This window comes from Sphingomonas sp. BL-S-29 (assembly GCF_055521495.1).
The window spans coordinates 2,968,901-2,990,580 of record NZ_CM145482.1; the positions used below are offsets into that span (position 1 = coordinate 2,968,901).

Annotated in this window: 15 protein-coding genes; 12 read left to right on the top strand and 3 right to left on the bottom strand. The window is 65.4% G+C overall.

The features are described from left to right. Positions 1 to 75 precede the first annotated feature (75 nt). Positions 76 to 3,189: a TonB-dependent receptor domain-containing protein gene (locus tag ACZ1I2_RS14240; RefSeq protein ID WP_465176804.1), complete on the bottom strand. Its 3,114-nt coding sequence runs from the start codon at positions 3,187 to 3,189 to the stop codon at positions 76 to 78. A gap of 326 nt (positions 3,190 to 3,515) precedes the next feature. Between ACZ1I2_RS14240 and ACZ1I2_RS14245 the strand changes: the two genes are divergently transcribed. From ACZ1I2_RS14245 to trxA, 9 genes are read left to right on the top strand one after another with little or no spacing between them, the layout of a single operon-like run. Next, positions 3,516 to 5,843 (top strand): sensor histidine kinase, encoded by a 2,328-nt coding sequence (locus ACZ1I2_RS14245; protein ID WP_465177140.1) that lies wholly within the window; start codon positions 3,516 to 3,518, stop codon positions 5,841 to 5,843. Between the two features lie 54 nt (positions 5,844 to 5,897). Beyond that, positions 5,898 to 6,152: a type II toxin-antitoxin system CcdA family antitoxin gene (locus tag ACZ1I2_RS14250; RefSeq protein ID WP_465173483.1), complete on the top strand. Its 255-nt coding sequence runs from the start codon at positions 5,898 to 5,900 to the stop codon at positions 6,150 to 6,152. After that, entirely contained in the window at positions 6,152 to 6,451 is a 300-nt protein-coding gene (locus tag ACZ1I2_RS14255) for a CcdB family protein (protein ID WP_465176803.1), read from the top strand. Before ACZ1I2_RS14250 ends, ACZ1I2_RS14255 begins: the two co-directional genes overlap by 1 nt. A 1-nt stretch (position 6,452) precedes the next feature. Then, complete coding sequence (gene tsaE, locus ACZ1I2_RS14260) at positions 6,453 to 6,899, top strand: tRNA (adenosine(37)-N6)-threonylcarbamoyltransferase complex ATPase subunit type 1 TsaE (RefSeq protein ID WP_465176802.1); 447 nt, start codon at positions 6,453 to 6,455, stop codon at positions 6,897 to 6,899. Then, positions 6,896 to 7,867 carry an aminoglycoside phosphotransferase family protein gene (locus ACZ1I2_RS14265; protein ID WP_465177139.1) on the top strand — a complete coding sequence of 324 codons (972 nt, stop codon included), beginning with the start codon at positions 6,896 to 6,898 and terminating at the stop codon, positions 7,865 to 7,867. Before tsaE ends, ACZ1I2_RS14265 begins: the two co-directional genes overlap by 4 nt. Beyond that, complete coding sequence (locus tag ACZ1I2_RS14270; protein ID WP_465176801.1) at positions 7,864 to 8,625, top strand: nucleotidyltransferase family protein; 762 nt, start codon at positions 7,864 to 7,866, stop codon at positions 8,623 to 8,625. The genes ACZ1I2_RS14265 and ACZ1I2_RS14270 overlap by 4 nt, the downstream gene beginning before the upstream one ends. After that, positions 8,618 to 11,587, top strand: a complete 2,970-nt coding sequence (addB, locus tag ACZ1I2_RS14275; RefSeq protein ID WP_465176800.1) for a double-strand break repair protein AddB — start codon at positions 8,618 to 8,620, stop codon at positions 11,585 to 11,587. Before ACZ1I2_RS14270 ends, addB begins: the two co-directional genes overlap by 8 nt. Then, positions 11,568 to 15,008: a double-strand break repair helicase AddA gene (addA, locus tag ACZ1I2_RS14280; RefSeq protein ID WP_465176799.1), complete on the top strand. Its 3,441-nt coding sequence runs from the start codon at positions 11,568 to 11,570 to the stop codon at positions 15,006 to 15,008. Before addB ends, addA begins: the two co-directional genes overlap by 20 nt. Before the next feature lie 50 nt (positions 15,009 to 15,058). Continuing rightward, positions 15,059 to 15,382: a thioredoxin TrxA gene (gene trxA, locus ACZ1I2_RS14285; RefSeq protein ID WP_465176798.1), complete on the top strand. Its 324-nt coding sequence runs from the start codon at positions 15,059 to 15,061 to the stop codon at positions 15,380 to 15,382. Between the two features lie 397 nt (positions 15,383 to 15,779). On the opposite strand, the gene ACZ1I2_RS14290 is transcribed toward trxA, so the two are convergent. Together ACZ1I2_RS14290 and argJ are read right to left on the bottom strand one after the other, a co-directional pair. Then, on the bottom strand, positions 15,780 to 16,391 hold the full coding sequence (locus ACZ1I2_RS14290) for a glutathione S-transferase family protein (protein WP_465176797.1): 612 nt from the start codon (positions 16,389 to 16,391) through the stop codon (positions 15,780 to 15,782). Positions 16,392 to 16,537: 146 nt separating this feature from the next. Further along, on the bottom strand, positions 16,538 to 17,767 hold the full coding sequence (argJ, locus tag ACZ1I2_RS14295; protein ID WP_465173474.1) for a bifunctional glutamate N-acetyltransferase/amino-acid acetyltransferase ArgJ: 1,230 nt from the start codon (positions 17,765 to 17,767) through the stop codon (positions 16,538 to 16,540). 111 nt (positions 17,768 to 17,878) lie between these two features. Between argJ and ACZ1I2_RS14300 the strand changes: the two genes are divergently transcribed. From ACZ1I2_RS14300 to secA, 3 genes are all read left to right on the top strand, one after another. Continuing rightward, positions 17,879 to 18,481 (top strand): energy transducer TonB, encoded by a 603-nt coding sequence (locus ACZ1I2_RS14300; RefSeq protein WP_465176796.1) that lies wholly within the window; start codon positions 17,879 to 17,881, stop codon positions 18,479 to 18,481. 64 nt (positions 18,482 to 18,545) lie between these two features. Then, positions 18,546 to 18,812: a hypothetical protein gene (locus tag ACZ1I2_RS14305; protein ID WP_465176795.1), complete on the top strand. Its 267-nt coding sequence runs from the start codon at positions 18,546 to 18,548 to the stop codon at positions 18,810 to 18,812. A 97-nt stretch (positions 18,813 to 18,909) separates the two neighbouring features. Next, positions 18,910 to 21,654, top strand: a complete 2,745-nt coding sequence (gene secA, locus ACZ1I2_RS14310) for a preprotein translocase subunit SecA (RefSeq protein WP_465176794.1) — start codon at positions 18,910 to 18,912, stop codon at positions 21,652 to 21,654. The last annotated feature ends 26 nt before the right edge of the window (positions 21,655 to 21,680 follow it).

Genomic DNA, 21,680 nt, shown 5'->3' on the forward strand with positions numbered 1-21,680 from the left:
AAGCAATCGCCGCCCGGGTAGACCGAGCGGCGATTGGGAGGCTGTGCCGCAGCGCCGACACCGTAAGCGTTGCGATCAGAACTTGGCGACGAAGCCGGCATAAGCAAATGCACCGAGATTCGTATAGATTCCGCTGCCTTCGCCTGCACCTGTCAAGCCGAAAGGCGGACGCTTGTTCAGTAAATTGTCCACGCCGATATACATATTGTATCGTTTGTTGACGTCGACCTGGAGACGCACGTCGTGATAGGCGACGGGCTTGTAATATTCGATTGGATAAGCGTCGGCATTCTGTGGAGCACGATCCTGCACGCCATGAGCATCTTCCCAGAAGCCGGGGACCATGCGGCCAATATAACGGAATTTATAGCCGAACGTGACCGGGCCGGTCTTGAACGAGGTTTCGATATTGAAGGTGTTTTTGGGGTCCCCAAGTTCACCAAGTATCTGATCGTAACGCCCCGGATCGGTCGGATCGAGATAGGAGTTGTTCTGAAGCGCGCGCGTGTAGATACCATGGATCGACAGATGTCCGATCCCGCCGATATCGCGTTCATAGCCGAGATCAAAATCGACGCCGCTCACTTGCAGCTTCGCATAGTTCAACGGCACGAGGTGCAAACTGTTGTTGAGGATCTGGCCCTGGACTTCGCCCGCCGGCCCGATTCCAGTGCCGGTGTAGCGTGAGAACAGGTTGCAGAACTGGTTATTCAGGTTCGCTGCATCATAACACGCATTGAGAACTTCCTGAGTCCCGGGCGACGTGATGACGTCATTCACCGTTATGTTGTAATAATCGGCTGAAAAGGAGAAGCCGGGCAGGAAAGTTGGCTGGAAGACGCCACCTATCGTGAAAGAATCCGATTTCTCGGCCTTCAAATCCGAGTTGCCGCCCGAAAGATACCCGATCGAGCTGATATATTCGAAATTATAGGCCGCTGGCACGCCGTCGGAATGACAATTAGCCGCGCGCGTCGTCGATCCGGCGCCGATATGGGTATTGTCACAAGGATCGTAGACCGTATCGAAATTTTGCCCGAGCGGAGTGTAGAGATCGCTCAGATTTGGTGCACGAACCGCCCGCGCATAATTGCCGCGCAGCCTCAACGATCGGACTGGCGACCATTCGACGCCGCCATTGTAGGAGAGGACAGTGCCCGTCGAGCCCTTGTAGTTGGCGACTCGCAACGCACCGCTGACAGTCAGTTCGTGGAAGAACGGAACGTCCTTCAGGATCGGCAAGCGGAGCTCGCCATAAGCTTCCTTGACCTCGAAGGAGGGCGGGTTGAATTCCGGTATCGCGTTGTAAAAGGTCAGGGCGGCGGCAGTGATATTGTCCTGTTGGTAGAATGCCGTTTCCCGGCGATATTCTCCGCCGACCGAGAAGCCGACTGGGCCACCTGGCAGGTTGAACCACTCGCTCGTATCACCGGTTACGAACCCTCCGAGTACGAGCTGAGTGATCTTGCCGTCTGCGTAAGAGTTCTGAAGAATATAGTTGCGTGCCGCGTCGGTGACCTTGCCCGAACCGAACAGATTAACGGGCACGCACTGCGCGACATCATTTGCAAGAAGCGACGACGCGAAGGAGGAATTGTTGGCACCCTCGAACGGCAAGGCGGCACTGGGATCGATCTTCGAACGGCAGACGATATTCCCGTTAGGTGTGCCATTCTGGTATTGGCCCTGGTCGACGGCGTCGATCGAGAGAAGATAGCGTTGCAGGTTCACGTTGCCGAGAATTGCGGTGTGTTCGCGAAATTCGCCATAATTGGCAGAAATTTCGTAGTGCCAATCCTCGTTGAAATCGCCGCGGGCGCCGAGCACCGCCCGGTATGTTTCGCGTCGCGCGGTTTCGACTCGGTTGGTCAGGTCGACGGCATTCTTGTAGATTTTGACACCGCATTGACCGCCCTGGCGATCCGCATCCGGAACGCCATCGCCACCCGATACATAATAGCAGTTCGAATCATATGAATCCTGCTGAAGGAAAAGGTCGCGAGCTTGCTGCGTCAGATATGGGTTGTCGCTGAAATATGCCTCGCGAAGCGACCCGGAGGAGGACGTGAAAAAGGGACCGCTTGCGCTGCCGATGGAATCCGTCCGCGTATAGCTTCCCTCGATAAAGGGAACGAACGCTCTGCTGAATTCGAAATGACCAATGATGTTGGCGCTATAGCGATCGAGCTTCGGCTGGAACGCGAACTGCGTTCCGTCGCGGAAGTTGTCGCCGTTCCCGCCGACATAGCTGGGCGTGAACGACAGCGCATTGGTGATCGTGCCCGTCTGAGGCGTCAAGGTGCCGTTAGGCTGGAAAATATAGGGCTGATAGGCGATGCCGTTTCCGCCACCGGTTCGGCAACACAGCAGGAAGGTGCCGGCATTGCTGTAGGTGCCACTCCGCAGATCGCGCACAAATGCCCTGTCCGGGATGCCGTCACTGCCGTTGGGAGTGCCGGCCGGATCTGAATCCACGGTGATGAAAGCGTCATTCCGGCGCGAGTAATCGCGACCGGACGCGTAAAAATCCTCCTGGTGCGCATATTCGAGGTTGATCGCGATATTGCCGCGGCCATCCGCGAAGTTCGTGCCGGCAAGAGCGCTGAGATAATAGGACCCGGCATCGCCATATTTGCTGGCGCCGCCCTGACCGCGGATTTGCACGCCTTCGTAATTGTCCTTGAGGATGAAGTTGACGACGCCCGCCAGCGCATCCGATCCGTAAATCGCGGAGTTGCCGCCGGTGACGACGTCGACGCGTTCGATGAGGTCCGTTGGAATGGTGTTGGTGTCCACCGATGTTGCGGTGCTCAGAATGTCGCTCGCCACATGGCGCCGGCCGTTCACCAGCACGAGCGTACGTTGTGTGCCGAGACCGCGCAGATCGAGCAGGTTGAGGCCGGACGTGCCGAGGAAGCGAGTGGAGTTTGCCTGACTGAACGTGCTGCGCAAGGCAGGGAGGTCGTTCAGCACATCGCCGATAGACGTCTTGCCTGTCTGAAAGAATTCCTCGCCCTGCACGCTCGTGACCGGGATCGGCGAGCTGAGGTTCGGGCGCCTGATGCGCGAACCGGTGACGACGATGTCGCCGTCGTCGCTGGCCGCCGTATCCGCCGGCTGGTCAGGCTGCGCGATGTTAGGTGCTGCAGGGTCCGCCGCGGTCTGCGCTGCGGCGGGTGCGGTGATCATGAGCGCGCCGACAAAGGTGATTGAACACAAGGCGCTCGACGAACGAAATTGGTTCTTTCGCATTACTTTGGCCCCTTTTCTGGGCCCCCCGACCGGTAGTTTGCGAAAAACCACTCTTACGTTCAAGAGCTGTTCATCAATTATAACTTTTCAATGTCATCGGTGTTTCGCAAATATCACACATTGCCCCAATGTGACCTCGTTTTCGGGCCTTCCATGGTTTTTGAAATTGCACGGGGGATGTCCTAGGACAGGCCTCGTGAAGCGCCCGCTGTGCGGTCGGGTCAAAAGGGGCTGTGGTGAGTCAGATTTCGACGGTCGCAGGCATGGTGGCGGGAATAGTGCTCGCCGTGCTGATTGCCGGTGCCTGTGCCGCGCTCTATGCCGGCTTCAGGGCGCGCCGCGACGCGGTGGCGACATTGGAGGCGAATGCGCGCCTGGAGGCCCTGGTCGGCTCTGCCCCTGCGCTGGCCATGATCGTGCGGGCCGATGGCCGGCTGGAATTGTCGGATCGACTGGCAGGCTGGCTGGGCCTGTCGCCGATGCCCCGCTATCTCGACGATCTGGCCGGACAGGACGGCGGCCTGACTCCGGAGGACGCACATGCCATCGCCGCTGACGTCGCGGCGGCTCAAAAGTCCGGACGCAGCTTTTCGCGGTCGATTCGCGCGCGCGGATCGTCGCGCGCGTTGATGATCAAGGGCCAAAGGGCGCCGCGCGACCTGCAGGCGCCGGGCGGCGTCGTGCTCTGGATATTCGATGCGACGGAGAGCGAGGCGGAGATCGCCAGACTCGACGCGGAGCGGGCGGACGCACGCGCCGCCTTCGATGCCTTGACCGGGCTCATCGAAGCGGCACCGCTGCCGATGTGGTATCGCGGGCCCGACCTGCGCCTGGCCATGGTCAATTCCGCCTATGTCGAGGCAGTCGAAGCACCCGATGCCGCGGACGTCATCCGACGCGGCGTGGAGCTGGTCGAGGGATCCGGCATCGGCGGACCGCTGGCGAACGCGGTGGTCGCGCGCGATACGGGCAAGCCGCAAATGCAGAGCATGCCCGCGACGATCCGGACCATGCGGCGGATGCTGTGCGTTTACGACGTGCCCTTGCCGACCGGTGGCGTGGCGGGCTTTGCCGTCGATATCGAGGAGCTGGAGCAGGCGCGAAGCGGCATCAAGCGCTTCGCGGAGGCGCAACGCGCGTTGCTCGACCGGCTGTCCGCCGGCGTGGTTCAGTTCGGCGCTGATCGAACGCTCGCCTTTTGCAACCAGCCCTTCCGCCGGCTGTTCGCGATCAACAGCGAGTGGCTCGCGGATCGGCCGGAATTCGACCGGGTGCTCGAGCGCATGCGCGAAGCGAACCGCTTGCCGGAGGTACGGGACTTCCCGGGCTGGAAGGCGGAGCGGCGGGACTGGTTCCTGGAGGCGGACGGTGCGATCGAGGAGCATTGGCATCTGCCGGGCGGCGTGCATCTGCGTGTCGTGGCGCAGCCCTTGCCCGATGGGGGCCTGTTGCTGATCTTCGAGGACCGCACCGAGCAGGTCCAGCTCGCCAGCGCGCGCGATACGCTGCTGCGGGTGCGCACCGCGACATTCGACAATCTCTACGAAGCGCTGGGCGTGTTCGCCGCGGACGGGCGGCTGCAGTTGTGGAACAACAAGTTCCGCGCGCTCTGGGGTTTCGACGAGGAATTCCTGACCAGCCATCCCGGCGTGGACAAGCTGGCGGAGGCCGCGGCGCGGCAACTCGCCAAGCCGCGGCGCGCCTCGCTGATCGGCGATCTGGTGCGGGCGGCGACCGTCGAACGGCAGCAGCGCGGCGGCGAGCTCGAATTCGCCGACGGGCGCTTCTTCGAGCTGGCCGCGGTGCCGCTGCCTGACGGCAACGGCTTGTTCACGATGCTCGACATCTCGGACGGCCGCCGGATCGAACGCGTGCTGCGCGACCGCAACGAGGCATTGGAAGCGGCCGACCGGGTCAAGACCGCGTTCGTGGCCAATATGAGCTATGAGTTGCGCACCCCGATCACGTCGATCAGCGGCTTCGCCGAGATGCTGGCCGAGGGTTATGCCGGCAAGCTGAACAAGGATGCGCATGACTATGTCGCGGCGATCCTCGAATCGGTCGAGCGGCTCGGCTTCTTCGTCGACGAGGTGCTCGATCTCACCCAGAATGAGGGGCGCACGCCCGTGCTGGAGATGATCGAGGTCGATCTGGACGGCGTCGCGCGCGCGGCCGCGGCGGCGGTCGAACCGCTGGCCGCGCGCAAGCAGCTCGATTTCGCGGTCGAGATTTTGCCTTCGGCCGGCGCCGTGAAGGGCGATGCAAAGCGCTTGCGCCAGGTGGTGGAGCATTTGCTGAGGCACGCCATTGGCGGCACCGCGGAGGGCGGCCGTATCCTGCTCCATCTCGACGGCACTGCGGCAGCGGCGCGGATCGTGGTGTCGGACGACGGGGCTGGCATGACGCGCGAGGCGGTCGCGCATGCGTTCGACCGCTTCGCGGAGCCGGGCGTCTCGCCCGGTGGCGAGCGGTCGCTGGGGCTCGGCCTGCCGCTCGCCAAGCAGTTCGTCGAGGCGCATGGCGGAACGATCGACCTGGTATCGGAGCCGGGCGAAGGGACTTTTATCACTGTCACATTGCCGCGGCGCTAGCTTGAATGTGCATGGTTATGCGCATACTATATGCGCATAGATTGGAGGCTTTCCATGACGCGATCTACCGTCCGTGAAACGAAGACGCCGTTTCGGCGGCCGACCAACGTCTCGCTCGATGCCGCGATGATCGAGGACGCCAGAGAACTGGGCATCAACATTTCGCGCGCTTGCGAAGAGGGGCTGGCGAAACAGATTTCCGAAGAGCGCGGGCGGCGCTGGCTCGAGGAAAATCGCGAGGCGATCGAGGCCTCAAACGCCTATGTCGCCGAACACGGCTTGCCACTCGAGAAATACCGCCTCTTCTGATGGCCCGATTCGATATCTATCAACGGCACGGCGAGCGCGGATACCTACTGGATTGCCAATCCGACCTGCTCCGGAATCTCGATACGCGCTTCACCGTGCCCCTGTTCGTGTTCGAGGATGCGCCCAAGCCGGCGGGCCGGCTCAATCCAATTTTCGCCGTTGAAGGGCAACGGGTCGTGATGATGACGCAGTATGCGTCCGCCATCGGGAAGAATCTCATCGGCAATCGGGTCGGAACGCTCGAGCGGGAGCACGACGCCATCATGGGTGCGCTCGACATGCTGATGATCGGCTACTGAAATGGCGATAACGCTTGCCGACCCCGCCGCGACCGAGGCTCTCGGCGCGCGTCTCGCCGAACTCGCCGGACCGGGCGATGTCATCGCGCTGACCGGTCCGCTCGGTGCCGGAAAGACGAGCATCGCGCGTGGGTTGCTCGCTGCTTTGGGGCTCGAGGGCGAGGCGCCTAGCCCGAGCTTCGCGATCGTGCAGCCCTATGCGCCGCCCGAGGTGCGGTTTCCGGTGCTGCATGTCGATCTCTACCGGATCGACGACCCCGACGAGATCGAGGAGCTCGGGCTCGACGAGGCGCTGTCCGATTCGCTGCTGATCGTCGAATGGCCCGAACGCGCGCCCGGCATGTGGCCCGAGGCGCTGGCACTGAGCCTGACGATCGAGCCCGATGGCACCCGCGCCTTGACAGCCGGGGTGCCGGCGGCTTGGAGGGCGCGATGGCAGCAGATATGACCCCGCCGGCCGCCGCGGCCGATTTCCTCGCGGCGAATGGCTGGGAAGGGGCTGACATCCTCCCCGTGGCGGGCGACGCCTCGTTCCGCCGGTATTTTCGCGTCGTCGCGGGCGATCGCAGCGCGATCCTGATGGATGCGCCGCCGCCACAGGAAGATCCGCGCCCCTTTATCGACGTCGCGCGATGGCTGGGCGAACGGGGGTTCGCCGCACCGGCGATCCACGGCGTCGACCTCGACCGGGGCCTGGTCCTGCTCGACGATTTCGGCGACATCCGGATGCGCGAAACGGTCGACGCGCAGGCCGGGCGCGCGACCGGCCTGTACGAGGCCGCGATCGATATCCTGATCCGGCTTCACCAGCACGAGGCCGGGCCGCTGGCGCCTTATGACCGTCCGGTGCTTCACCGCGAGGCCAATCTGCTGACCGAATGGTATTGCCCGGCGGTCGGCATAGAGGCCGATCAGGCGGGCTACGACGCAGCGTGGGACAAGGTGTTCGACGCGGCGCTCGCCGGGCCGGTCGTGACGGTGCTGCGCGATTATCATGCCGAAAATCTGATGCTGATCGGTGGGACCGACACGCTCGGCCTGCTCGACTTCCAGGATGCGCTGGCCGGCCATCCCGCCTATGACTTGGTCTCGTTGTTGCAGGACGCGCGGCGCGATGTGGATCCGGCGCTCGAAAGCGTCATGCTTGCGCGGTACACGCGGATCACCGGCGCCGGGGAGGATTTCGACATCGCCTATCATGTCCTGGGCGCGCAGCGGAACGCGAAGATCGTCGGCATCTTCACCCGGCTGTGGAAGCGCGACGGCAAGCTGCGCTATTCGGCGCTGTGCCCGCGCGTCTGGCGCTATCTCGATCGCGACCTGGCGCATCCGGCGCTGGCACCGGTCAAGACGTGGTTCGACGCCAACATCCCTGCCGACAGGCGCGGCGACCCGATGGTGATTTCCGGCCAATGACGACCAAGCGAACTTTAGCGATCCGCCCCGACCCCGGCGGCGACGTTCCCGAAACCGCGATGGTGATGGCGGCGGGCCTGGGCAAGCGCATGCGCCCGCTGACCGCCACGCGGCCGAAGCCGCTGGTCGAGGTGGCGGGCAAGCCGCTGATCGATCATGTGTTCAACCGGCTGCGCAGCGCCGGCGTGAAGCGCGCGGTGGTCAATGTCCATTATCTCGCCGATGCGCTCGAAGCGCATCTGATGAATCGGGTCAAAGGCATTGAAATCGCCGTATCCGATGAGCGTGGCAGGCTGATGGAGACAGGCGGCGGCATCGTTCAGGCACGCGACCTGATCGGCGACAAGCCGTTCCTCGTCGTCAACAGCGACAATCTCTGGGTCGATGGACCGGCCGACGCGATCCGGCTGCTCGCCGCGCGGTGGGACGATGCGGCGATGGACGCGCTGCTGCTCATGGTGCCGCTCGCCAAGGCGTATAATCATGGCGGGCAGGGCGATTTCCATCTCGCGCCCGATGGACTGATTACCAAGCGTCGCCAGCCCGGGCGGCCCGCGCCGTTCGTCTATACCGGGGTGCAGATACTGTCGCCGCGCGTGATCCAGGACTGGCCGGAGGGACCCTTCTCGACGATGGTCTTCTGGGAACGCGCGATCGCCGCAGGGCGCGCTTATGGGTTGGTCCATCAGGGCCTGTGGTTCGATGTCGGTACGCCGGGCGCGATTGGGCAGACCGAGGCGATCCTCGCTGATGGCTGAGGCCGTCAAACCGGCCCTCTTCACCATCCCAGCGCACCGGGCCTTTGCCGACGCGCTCGCCGCCGGGTTGATCCGGCGCTTCGGCGGGGAACCGCTGGGGCTCGCGCGCGGTCTGGTGCTGCTGCCCAACAATCGCGCCAAACGGGCGATGACCGACGCCTTCGTGCGCGCCAGCGAGGGCGGGCTGCTGCTGCCGCGGCTGGTGTCGATCGGCGAACTGGACGAAGCCACGGGCGCAGCGCTCGATCCGGCGGACGACAGCGATCCGGTGCCGCCTGCGGTACCGCCACTCCAGCGCCGGATGATCCTGGCGCGGCTGGTGGCCGAGGAGCGGGCGCGGACGGGCCAGCCGGTCGACGCCGCCGAAGCGGTGCGGCTGGCGGGCGATCTGGCGCGGACACTCGATCAGTTGCTGGTCGAGGAGGTGGCGCCGGCGAAGTTGCGCGACCTGGAACTCAGCGAGGAGCTGTCGGACCATTGGCGTCGGGCGCTGGCGTTGTTCGGCATCGTGCTGGATCGCTGGCCGGGCGAGCTGAAGCGGCTGGGCAGGATCGACCTCGCCGATCGGCGCGGACGCTTGCTGCGCCGGCTGGCCGCGCGGTGGAAAGACATACCGCCGGCCGGCTTCGTGTGTGCCGCCGGCATTACCGATTCCGCGCCGGCCGTGGGGCTGCTGCTGCGCTGCGTGTCGGAGCTGCCGTGGGGCATGGTGGTGCTGGCCGACCTGGCGACCGGCATGGACGAGGAGGAATGGCAGGCGCTCGGGCCGCACGAGCCCGATCCCGTCACCGGTTTCCGCCGCCGCTCGATCGAGACTCATCCGCAATTCCATCTGAAGCTGCTGCTCGGGCGGATGGGCGTGAACCGCGACGAGTTCCTGCCCTGGCGCGACGGCGGCGGGCATGACGCGACCGCGGCGCGCGGACGTGCCATTGGCAACGCACTGGCGCCCGCCGAATTCACCGGGAAATGGACCGGGCTCGAAGCGGAGGATCGCCGGCTGTCGGGCATCGCCGCGGCCGAACTGGCGACACCGGCCGAGGAAGCGCAGGCGATCGCGTTGGCGTTGCGCGAAGTCTTGGAGATGCCGGGCCGCACCGCCGCCCTGGTAACGCCGGATCGCGCGCTGGCGCGCAGGGTGGCGGCGCATGTGGCGCGCTGGGGAATCGAGATCGACGATTCCGCCGGTCGGCCCTTGTCGATCCTGCCCTCGGGCACCTTGCTGACCGCGCTGGCCGAGGCCGCGACCCAGCGGTTCGCGCCGCTCGCGCTGCTGACCTTGCTCAAGCATCCGCTGGTGCGTTTCGGCGAGGGGCGTAGCGCATGGCTCGAAGGGGCGCGCGCGCTCGACCGGGTGTTGCGCGGGCCGCGGCCGGCGGCGGGGCTGGCGGGGATCGACTCTCATCTCGCCAATCCATCGGAGCGGGAACGGCGGTTGTTCGCCGAAGCGGCGGCCTGGTGGCCCGAGGCGCGCGCGCTGTTGGCGCCGATTGAAGCGGTTTTCGACGGCGACGCGCAGCCTTTGGCGATGCTGGTCGCCGCGCTCCGCGAGACGGCGCAGGCGCTGTGCGGCGATGCGCTGTGGAGCGGCCCGGCCGGGCGCGCCGCGTCCGAACTGCTCGCCGATCTCGAAGCGGAGGCCGATGCCGGCCCTGCCAGCGTCGATCCTGCCAGCCTGGCGCCACTGCTCAAGACCCTGATGGATGAGACGGCGGTGCGTCCACCCCAGGGCGGCCACCCGCGCCTGGCGATCTACGGCCTGATCGAGGCTCGGTTGCAGACCGCCGACCTGATGATCCTCGGCGGGCTGAACGAAGGCACCTGGCCCGGCCAGCCCGCGCCCGACCCATGGCTGGCACCGCGTATCCGTGCGGAACTCGGCCTGCCTGGCCTCGAACGCCGTGTCGGCGTGTCGGCGCATGATCTGGCGGGAGCGCTGGGCGCTCCCCAGGCGCTGATCACGCGAGCGCGCCGTGATGCCAGCCAGCCGGCGATTGCCTCGCGCTTCTGGCTGCGGCTGCAGGCGCTGGCCGGCGAGCGGTTCGAGCGCGCGCTGGCGCTGGAGCGCTGGACCCGGGCGCTCGACCGCCCGGATACGCACGAGCCGGCGGATCAGCCCGCGCCGTCGCCGCCCGCGATCCTGCGGCCGAAGCGCATTGCCGTCACCGATGTCGACCGGCTCAAGGCTGATCCCTACGCTTTTTACGCCAAGCGCATCCTGCGACTGATGGCGCTGGATCCGGTCGATGCCGATCCCAGCGCGGCATGGCGCGGCACGGCGGTGCACGAGATCCTCGAGGTGTGGGCCCGCGAGGACGATTGCGCGCCCGATACGCTGCGCCGGCGCGCACTGGCGATGCTGGCGGACGAGCGCACCCACCCGATGATGCGCGCACTGTGGCAGCCGCGGCTGATGGAGGCGATAGACTGGATCGCAGCTGAGATCGCGCGCGGATCGGCGCTGGGCCGCAAGGTGCTGGCGGTCGAGAAGGAGGGGAAGATCGACATTGCCGGCGTCACCTTGACCGGCAAGTTCGACCGGATCGACCGACTGCCCGACGGTTCGCTGTCGGTGATCGACTACAAGACCGGCAAGGCACCGTCGCCAGCCTCGGTACGCGCCGGGTTCAGCCTGCAACTTGGACTGCTCGGCCTGATCGCCGAGCGTGGTGGGTTCGAGGGCATAAGCGGCGAGGCGCGGGGCTTCGAATATTGGTCGCTGGGCAAGCGCAACGACAGCTTCGGTTACATCACCTCGCCGGTCGATCCGGCAGGCAAGGCGGATAAGGTGCGCCCGGAGGATTTTCCCGCGCTCGCCGCGCATCATTTCACCGAAGCGGTGGCTGCCTGGCTGACCGGCAGCGAGGCGTTCACCGCCAAGCTTCACCCCGAATATGCGCCCTATGCCGACTATGACCAGCTGATGCGGCGCGACGAATGGTATGGCCGTGAGCGGGGATAACCGGCCTCTTCCGCATCTGAAGGGCAACCAGGCCGCGGCGAGCGCGCCCGACGCGCATGTCTGGCTGTCCGCCTCGGCCGGCACCGGCAAGACTCAGGTGCTGACGGCGCGCGTGTTCCGCCTGTTGCTGCGCGGCGTCGATCCGGGTGCGATCCTGTGCCTGACCTTCACCAAGGCGGGCGCGGCGGAAATGGCGGGGCGGATCAGCGCCCGGCTCGCCGCCTGGGTGCGCATGCCCGAGAACGACCTGAAAAAGGATCTGTTCGCGCTGGGCGAGGACCATCTCGATCCGCGCCGCACTGCCTATGCCCGCACCCTGTTCGCCAAGGTGCTTGATGCGCCGGGCGGCGGCCTGCGTATCCAGACGATCCACAGCTTCTGCCAGGGCCTGCTCGCGGCTTTTCCGGTCGAGGCGGGGCTGGTGCCCGGCTTCCGCCCCCTTGAAGGGCGCGAGGAAGCGGTGCTGGCGCGCGAGGCGCTGGCCGAAATGCTGGTCGACGCGGATCACGACGGCCGACTCAAGCCGATCGAGACGATCGGCCGGCTGAGCGTAAGGCTAGGCGAGGGCGAGGCGGAGAATTTCCTGCGTGCCTGCGCCCGTGCGCCGAGCGCGATGGAGGAATTGCCGCGCGGTGACGGGCTGCGGCCCTTCATCCGTCGTGCGCTTGATTTGCCGACGGGCGATATCGAGAGCGTGATCCTCAGCGCCTGTGGCGACGACGTCGTGGATCACGAAGCGCTCGACGCGATCGGCGGCATGAATAGCGGCTGGGGCACTAAAAGCGGGATCGAGCGGGCCGGGATCATCTATGGCTGGCTGGAAAAGCCGGTGGTCGAGCGCGCCGCGTCGCTGGCCGATCTCCACAAGATCTGGGCGAAGGCGGATGGCGATATGCGTTCCTTCAGCAAGGGGCAGGCGCCGCAGGAAGAGGATTATGCCGAGCTGGCGGGTGGCCTTTATGGCTGGTGCGCCGAACTGCTCGATCTGCGAGTGCGTGCCGTCTACGCCGATCTGCTCGCGGACGCGCTCGACGTCGGGCGCGATTATGCCGCCGCCTATGCGCGCGCCAAGCGCCGGGTCGGCGGGGTCGATTTCGACGATTTGATCCGCGCGACGATCGACCTGCTCGGCCAGCCCGGCATGGGCGAATGGGTGCGCTTCAAGCTCGATCAGGTCACCGAGCATATCCTGATCGACGAAGCGCAGGACACCAATCCCGAGCAATGGTCGATTATCCGCGCGCTCGCCGACGAATTCTTCGCCGGGCTCGGCGCGCATGACGAGCGGTTGCGGACGCTGTTCACGGTGGGCGATTACAAACAGGCGATCTTCGGCTTCCAGGGCACACACCCGATCTATTTCCAGGCGGCGGAGCGACATTTCGGCGGGCTGGCCGAGGATGCGCAGGGGCCGGACGGGGAGGGGCTGCGTTTCGACCGGCTGTCGCTCACGCACAGTTTCCGCTCGACCCGGCCAGTGCTCGAATTCGTCGATGCGGCGATCGAGGCGATCCCGGAGCCGGGGCTCGGCACCATCGCCGAGCGCGAGCCGCATGCCAGCGAAGTGGAAGGGCCGGGGACCGTCACGCTCTGGCCGCTGACCATCGCCGGCGGCAGCGAGGAGGATGAGGAAGGCTGGATCGCCGATTCCACCCGTGAGCTCGCCAGCCGGATCGCCAGGCAGGTCAAGGCCTGGATCGGCACTTTGGTGTTGGAGAGCCAGGGCCGCACCCTGCGCCCCGAGGATGTGATGATCCTGGTCAAACGGCGCGGCGAACTGGCCTCGCTGGTCGTCGCGCGGCTTTATGCCGAGAATGTGCCGGTCGCGGGTGTCGACCGGCTCCGGCTCAACGCGCCGCTGGCGGTGCAGGATCTGCTCGCCGCGATCCGGTTCGTGCTTCAGCCGGGCGACGACCTGTCGCTCGCCAGCCTGCTCGTCTCGCCGCTGATCGGCTGGAGCCAGGAAAGGCTGATGGAGGCGGCCCCGCGCCAGGCCGGCAGCCTGTGGCGGCATCTGTCGCGCACCCAGCCGCGCGACGCGCTCGATCCGTTACACCGGATGCTCGACCGCGCGGATATCGCCACGCCCTATCAATTCCTGGAGGAGATGCTGTCCGGCCCGCTCGACGGGCGGCGCAAGCTGATCCGCCGACTGGGGCAGGAGGCCCGCGATCCGATCGAGGAACTGCTCAACGCCGCGCTCAACTTCGAATCGCTCGGCACGCCCTCGCTGCAGCGCTTCCTGGACTGGTTCGATCGCGGCGATGTCGACATCAAGCGCGATCCTTCCGCGCCGCTCGACGCCGTGCGGGTGATGACGGCGCACGGCGCGAAGGGCTTGCAGGCGCCGCTGGTGATCCTGGCCGACGCGGCGGTCGATCCGACCAAATCGCCGCGCTCCACGCTCGACTGGACACCGGAGGGCATGGCGAACGCGCTGCCGATCTTCCGGCCGCGCGCGAGTGAGCGCGGTGGCCCTTTGGGCGAGGTGCTCGAGGCCGATGCGCAGCGCGAGCTGGAGGAGCATTGGCGGCTCTTCTATGTCGCGGCGACGCGGGCGGAGGAACGGCTGGTGATTGCGGGCGCGCTGGGGCCGCTCGCCAAGGGCGAGCCGCCGCCGTCGAGCTGGTACGCCGCCGCCGAGCGGGCGATGACCGCGCTTGAGGTGCCGCCTTCGTCGGAAGCGCGCAGCTTCACCGGGATCGTGCCGCAACGCGCGGTGCCTGTCTCGACCAGGAAAGCGGCCGAGGTCGAGGACGAGACTGCGCTGCCTGCCTGGACTCAGCAGCGCGCGCCGGTCGAAGCGCGCCCGCCGCGCCCGCTGGCGCCGTCGTCGCTGGGCGAGGATGCGGTGGCCGATCCGCCGCCTACCCCGGCGATGCGCGTTGCCGCGGAGCGTGGCAAGCTGATCCATGCGCTGTTCGAGCGCTTGCCTGCGGTGGCGCCTGACGAGCGCAAGAGCGCAGCGGATCGCTGGCTCGACCGGGTCGGCGGGGTCGCCGATGCCAATGCGCGGACGGATATCGCGCGGACGGTGCTCGCTGTCCTTGAAGACACCCGTTTCGCTGAGCTGTTCGGTCGGGACTCGCTGGCGGAAGCGCCGATCGCGGCAGTGACCGGCGGCGGCGTCGTGGTGTCGGGTACCGTGGACCGGCTGCGCGTGACGCCCGAGCGGATCCAGGTGGTCGATTTCAAGACGGGGCGCCAGATCCCGCTGACGCCCGAGGAGATCCCGCCCTATCACGCACGCCAGATGGCGGCCTATGTCGAGGCGCTCGGGGTGATCTTTCCCGGCCGCGTCATCGAGGCCGCGCTGCTCTACACCAATGGGCCAAAACTGCTGATCGTGCCGGACGCTTTCCTCGCGATGCACAAGCCCGGCTATGCACCGACGCAACAAAGCTACGACCTGCCGGGTTGAGTGCTTTGGCCGGGCTCCCTAGATTGCCGGCAACACAGGAGATTCCCGACATGGCAACCAAGCACATCACCGACGACAGCTTCCAGGCTGACGTCCTCAGCTCCGACAAGCCGGTGCTGGTCGATTTCTGGGCTGAATGGTGTGGTCCCTGCAAGATGATCGGCCCGAGCCTGGAGGAGATCTCCGAGGAACTCGGCGAGCAGGTGACCATCGCCAAGCTGAACATCGACGACAATCCCGACGCGCCGGGCAAATATGGCGTGCGCGGCATCCCGACGATGATCCTGTTCAAGAACGGCGCCCCGGCCGCGACCAAGGTTGGCGCGGAGCCCAAGGGCCGGATCAAGGCTTGGCTCGAGGGCGAGCTCGCCTGATCTGAGCTGTCGAAATGGATCGGGGCCGCGCGGCAGAGGCTGCGCGGCCCTTTTTTCATCAGCGATGATCATCATGGCGTTCCGCGCCATCAATGCGATCGATCGATTCAAATCCTGATCCGATGTCTCCACTATGACGTCGGACGAAGCCCGGCCTTGCTTCGGCCGGCTCTTTCTCATGGCGATGTGGATGGTGCGCGCCCCGCACGCGAATTTCGCTGTTATGCGGACGGAATTCCCTGTTAATCCGGAACAGGGAAACCCAATCAAGTGATTGTAAAATAATCTATATTTTGGTAGAACTGGCGAACTTCAGGCCCGAAAAAATGGAATTCCCTGTTAATTTCCCTGTTATCGCGCAGGAACAGCGAACTTCCTGCCCTTGCCGCGTGGCGACTCAGGTGAGCGGGATCATTACCTGGCTGGCGTAACCGGCACGCGCCTGGAGGCCTTCGTACCAGTCCGCCAAGTTTGGCAGGTCGGGGCGCTCGATGGGCAAGGTGAACCAGCTATGGACATAGACGCCCATCGGTACGTCTCCGATGCCGAAGGCGTCGCCCGACAGCCAGGGGCTCTGCGCGAGATGCGCGTCGAGCACGGCCATCTTCTTCGCGCACGCCTCGGCCGAGCGCCTGATCGCGTCCTCGTCGCGCTGGTCCTCGGGCCGGCGGATCAGGTTGAGGAACGCGTCGCGCTGGGCCTCGGCATAGTCGATCTGCCAGTCCATCCAGCGATCGGCCATCGCCCGCGCCGCCGGGCTGGCGGGCCAGAAGCGATCGGGGGCGTGGCGTGCGGCGAGATAACGCAGGATCGCGTTGGATTCCCACAGGGTCACCTCGCCATCCTCGATCGTCGGGATCATCGCATTGGGGTTCTTCGCGAGATACCCGGCATCCATGCCGAATTGGCCGCCGACATCGTGGCGCACATAAACCAGGCCTGCTTCTTCCGCGAACCACGCGACCTTCTTTACGTTATGCGAGTTGAGGCGGCCCCAGATGGTCAGCATTGCGTCGGCCTTTCAAAACTACCTTCCCCGGCGGAGGCCGGGGTCCAGTCGGAGAGGTCGTGGTAATTGAGCGCGGCGCTCAACCATGATCGTCCCTCAAATGGACCCCGGCCTCCGCCGTGGAAGGAAGGGGAGGTAAACAGAGTTCAGCTCCGGTAATCCGCGTTGATCGCGATATAGCCGTGCGTCAGGTCGCAGGTCCAAACCGTCGCGCGGCCGTCGCCCAGGTCGAGATCGACGCCGATATCGATCTCGCTGCCCTTGAGATGCGCCGCGACGGGCGTCTCGTCATAGCCCGTCACTGCCAGGCCATCGCGCGCGACCTGAGTCTCGCCGAAGCGAATCGACAATTTGTCGCGCTCGGCGGGCTCGCCGGCCTTGCCGACCGCCATGACGACGCGGCCCCAATTGGCGTCCTCGCCGGCGATGGCAGTCTTCACCAGCGGTGAATTGGCGATCGACAGGGCGATCACCCGCGCGCTGCGGTCGCTCTCGGCGCCAGTCACCTCGACCGTGATGAACTTCGACGCGCCCTCGCCGTCGCGCACCACGAGATGGGCGAGCTGGAGGCAGAGATCGGCCAGCGCGGCGCGGAAGGCGTCGGCGCCGGCATCGTCGGAGGAAGTCAGCGGCGCATTGCCTGCCGCACCCGTTGCAAAGGCAAGCACCGTGTCGCTGGTCGAGGTATCGCTGTCCACCGTGATGCAGGAGAAGCTCTTCACGTTCGCGTCCGACAGCGCCGCCTGCAGGAAGCCCGGCTCGACGGCGGCATCAGTGAAGATGAAGCCGAGCATCGTCGCCATGTCGGGCATGATCATGCCCGATCCCTTGATGATGCCGACCAGGTTGACCGTCCTGTCACCGATCACGGCCTGCGTCACCGCTGCCTTGGCGAAGGTGTCGGTGGTCATGATCGTCGCCGCGGCTTCTTCCCAGCTGCACGGATCGGCCTGGAAGGCAGCGTCGAGGCCCGCCTCGCTCTTGTCGATCGGCAGCGGCACGCCGATCACGCCGGTCGAGGCGACGAACACGTCCGAAGGCTGGCAACCGAGCCGCGTGGCGACGCGCGCGACGAGATTCTCGACGGCCTCGCGCCCCCGGTCGCCGGTGAAGGCGTTCGAATTGCCGGCATTGACTACCAGCGCGCGTGCCTGGCCGAGCACCAGTGCCTTGCGGCACCATTCCACTTCGGGCGAGGGGCAGCGGCTCTGGGTCAGCACGCCGGCCACGACGGTGCCCGGATCGAGCGTGACGAAGGTCAGGTCGCAGCGATCCCAGGTCTTGTAGCGCGCCCGGGCGATGCGCGGTGTGACGCCGGGAATCGCGGGCAAAACAGGGAAGCCTTCAGGCGCGAGCGGGGAGCGGGTGCTGGACATGCGCGCCCTCATAAGGCGCGCCGTGCGCGAGGCAAATGGCATCGCGGCCAAAACCATGGCGACCGTGCAATTTGGCGGTATCATCGCCGGGGCGGCGATGGAGGCGAGGTGATGATCGGACAAGGCAGGACAGTCACCCTGGTGGTGATGGCGACCGTTTTCGCCCTGCTCCTTTTGCTGGTCGTCATTATCGTGATGGGCATTGAGGAATATGGCTCCAAACTCCCGGGTGTCTTCGGAGGGGCGCCGGAATCGGCGCGGGCCGTTGCCGACCGGAAAGCGGTACTGGCAGAAAGCCGGGCCGTACCAACCACGCCGCGCTTGCCCGACGGCTCGATCGGGGATCCGGGAACGACGAGCATGGACAATTTGGTGACACGGGGAAGGCCGGTGCCGCCTCCCGACCGAGCGCGTGCCGGCGCCAAGGCAATACCAACGGTAAATCCGGGCAGCTGGTTCACCGCTGATGCCTATCCCAGCGACGCGATCCGCGCAGGAGCGCAGGGGCGAGTGCTGGCCAGACTGGCGATCGATCCCGCGGGTTCGCCGAGGGCATGTACCATCCTCGCCAGCAGCCGATCGGCCAGCCTGGACGCGACGACCTGTTCGATCCTCATGAAACGTGCGACGTTCAAACCGGCACGGGATCGAAACGGTGTGCCGACCGTTGGCGATTATACGGTGCCCGTCCGCTGGGTATTGCCAGAGAATTGAACGGCCTTTCCCCATGAGCAATTGCTGGACGCCCGCAGCGCGACTCACTACATCGCACGGCTCGATGGAACTGCTTCTCATCCTCACTGCTCTGCTGAGCGCGCTGACCGGCGCGATTTCCGGCGTGCGGGCGCCCGAGGTGCGGTTGCATCAGTCAGTGGTCGAGGCATCGTCCGCGGCCCGGACGAGTGCTCCGGCCACGGTGCGCGTCGCGGCCCGGCCGATCGTCCAGGCCGTGCCGACACTCGTCGCGACCTCGTTCTTCGGCGTTGAGCCCGTCTTTGCGCTCGATGCCGTCATCCCGCTTTATGCGGAGCGCCGTCGCGAATAGCGCGGCTGCCTGATCCGGCTGTCGCCGGCTCCATTCATATCCATTTCGCCGCCCGGCACGACCCGGCGGCCATGTCTTTACAGATCGGGAATTCTCCATGCTCGGCGGCTTTGCCAAATCGCTTTTCGGTTCTTCGAACGACCGTTACGTCAAATCCCTCGGCACCATCGTCGCGAAGATCGCGTCGTTCGAACCGACCATCTCGGCGATGAGCGACGCCGAGCTCGCCAACCAGACCGTGCTGTTCCGTGAGCGGCTGGCGAACGGCACCAAGCTCGACGACCTGCTGCCCGAGGCGTTCGCCACGGTGCGCGAAGCGGCGAAGCGGACCCTGGGACAGCGCCATTACGACGTGCAGATGGTCGGCGGCATCGTGCTCCACCGCGGCGAGATCGCCGAGATGCGCACCGGCGAGGGCAAGACGCTGGTCGCGACGCTCGCGGTGTATCTGAACGCGCTGCCCGGGACCGGCGTCCATGTCATCACCGTCAACGATTATCTGGCGGCGCGCGACGCCGACTGGATGAGCCAGATCTATAGCTTCCTTGGCCTGACGACCGGCGTGATCATCCCCAACCTGACCGACCAGCAGCGCCGCGACGCGTATGCCGCCGACATCACCTATGGCACGAACAACGAGTTCGGCTTCGATTACCTGCGCGACAACATGAAGTATGAGCGCGCCTCGATGGTGCAGCGCCCGTTCGCCATGGCTATCGTCGACGAGGTCGATTCGGTGCTGATCGACGAAGCGCGTACCCCGCTGATCATCTCCGGCCCGACCGACGACAAGTCGGACCTGTATCGCAGCGTCGACCTGGTGGTGAAGCAGCTGGCGGCCGAGGATTACGAGAAGGACGAGAAGCAGAAGTCGATCATCCTGACCGAGGACGGCACGGAGAAGGTCGAGCGCATGCTCGAGGTAGCCGGGCTGCTCGAGGGCGCGAACCTCTATGATTTCGAGAATACCCAGGTGGTGCATCACCTGAACCAGGCGCTGCGCGCCAACATGATGTTCAAGCTCGATACCGACTATATCGTCAAGGACGGCAAGGTCATCATCATCGACGAGTTCACCGGCCGCATGATGGATGGCCGGCGCTGGTCGGACGGGCTTCACCAGGCGGTCGAAGCCAAGGAAGGCGTGCAGATCGAGCCCGAGAACCAGACCATGGCCTCGATCACCTTCCAGAATTATTTCCGCATGTACCCCAAGCTGTCGGGCATGACCGGCACCGCCGCGACCGAAGCGGCGGAATTCTACGACATCTACAAGATGAACGTCGTCACCATCCCGACCAACGTGCCGGTGCAGCGCGTCGACGAGGAAGACGAATTCTACAAGGACACCGCCGACAAGTTCCAGGCGATCGCCAAGAAGATCAAGCATCACGCCGATCTGGGCCAGCCCGTGCTGGTCGGTACCGTCTCGATCGAGAAATCCGAGCTGCTGTCCGACTTCCTGGTCAAGGAAGGCGTGAAGCACGAGGTGCTGAACGCCCGCCAGCATGAGCGCGAGGCGCATATCGTCGCGCAGGCAGGCCGCAAGAGCGTCGTCACCATCGCGACCAACATGGCGGGCCGCGGCACCGACATTCAGCTTGGCGGCAATTTGGAATTCCGGGTGAACGATGAGCTCTCCGAAATGCCCGAAGGGCCGGAGCGCGAGGCCGCCATCGCCGCGATCAAGGCGGAGATCGCCGCCGAAAAAGCCGAGGTGCTCGCCGCGGGCGGCCTGTTCGTGCTCGGTACCGAGCGCCATGAGAGCCGTCGCATCGACAACCAGCTGCGCGGCCGTTCGGGTCGCCAGGGCGATCCCGGCCTCAGCCGCTTCTATCTGAGCCTCGACGACGATCTCCTGCGCATCTTCGGCCCGGACACGCTGTTCGCGCGCATGATGCGCTCGAACATCGGCGACGGCGAGGCGATCGGATCGAAATGGCTGTCCAAGGCGATCGAGACCGCGCAGAAGAAGGTCGAGGCGCGCAACTACGACATCCGCAAGCAGGTCGTCGAATATGATGACGTGATGAACGATCAGCGCAAGGTCATCTATGAGCAGCGCGCGGACATCATGGATGCGGATACGGTCGGCGACGTCGTTGCCGATATGCGCACCGAACTGGTCAATTCGATCGTCGGCGAGGCTTGCCCGCCCAATAGCTATCCCGAGCAATGGGATGTGGAGGGCATGCGCGCGAAGCTCGCCGAGACGCTCGCGCTCGAGCCGCCGATCGACGACTGGCTGAAGGAAGAGGCGATCGATCCGGAAGTGGTCGAGGAACGCGTGCGCGAGGCGGCCGATGCGATGGTCGCCGAAAAGGCCGCGATGCTCGAGCCGGACCAGTGGGTGCAGGTGGAGAAGTCGATCCTGCTGCAGAATCTCGATCATCACTGGAAAGAGCATCTGGCGACGCTCGATGCGCTGCGCCAGGTCGTCCATCTGCGCGCCTATGCGCAGAAGACGCCGATCAACGAGTATAAGCAGGAAGCCTTTTCGCTGTTCGAGCGCATGCTCGGCAATATCCGCGAGGACGTGACCCGCACCATCGCGCATGCCCAGTTCCAGATCCAGGAAGCGCCGCCGCTGCCTGACCTGCCTGACTTCATCACGACTCATTTCGACCCGTTCAGCGGTGACGATGACAGTGATGATATCGATGCGGGCACGCGCGGCCTGCTGACCACGACCCTGCCGCCGCTATCGATCCCGCGCCCGATGGGCGACGAGGTTGGCGAGGATCCGGCTGAATGGGAAGGCAAGGTGAGCCGCAACGCACCATGCCCGTGCGGCTCGGGGCGCAAGTACAAGCATTGCCACGGCGCGGTCGGCGTGGCCTGACAAAGAGGCTCCCCCGCTGGCGCGGG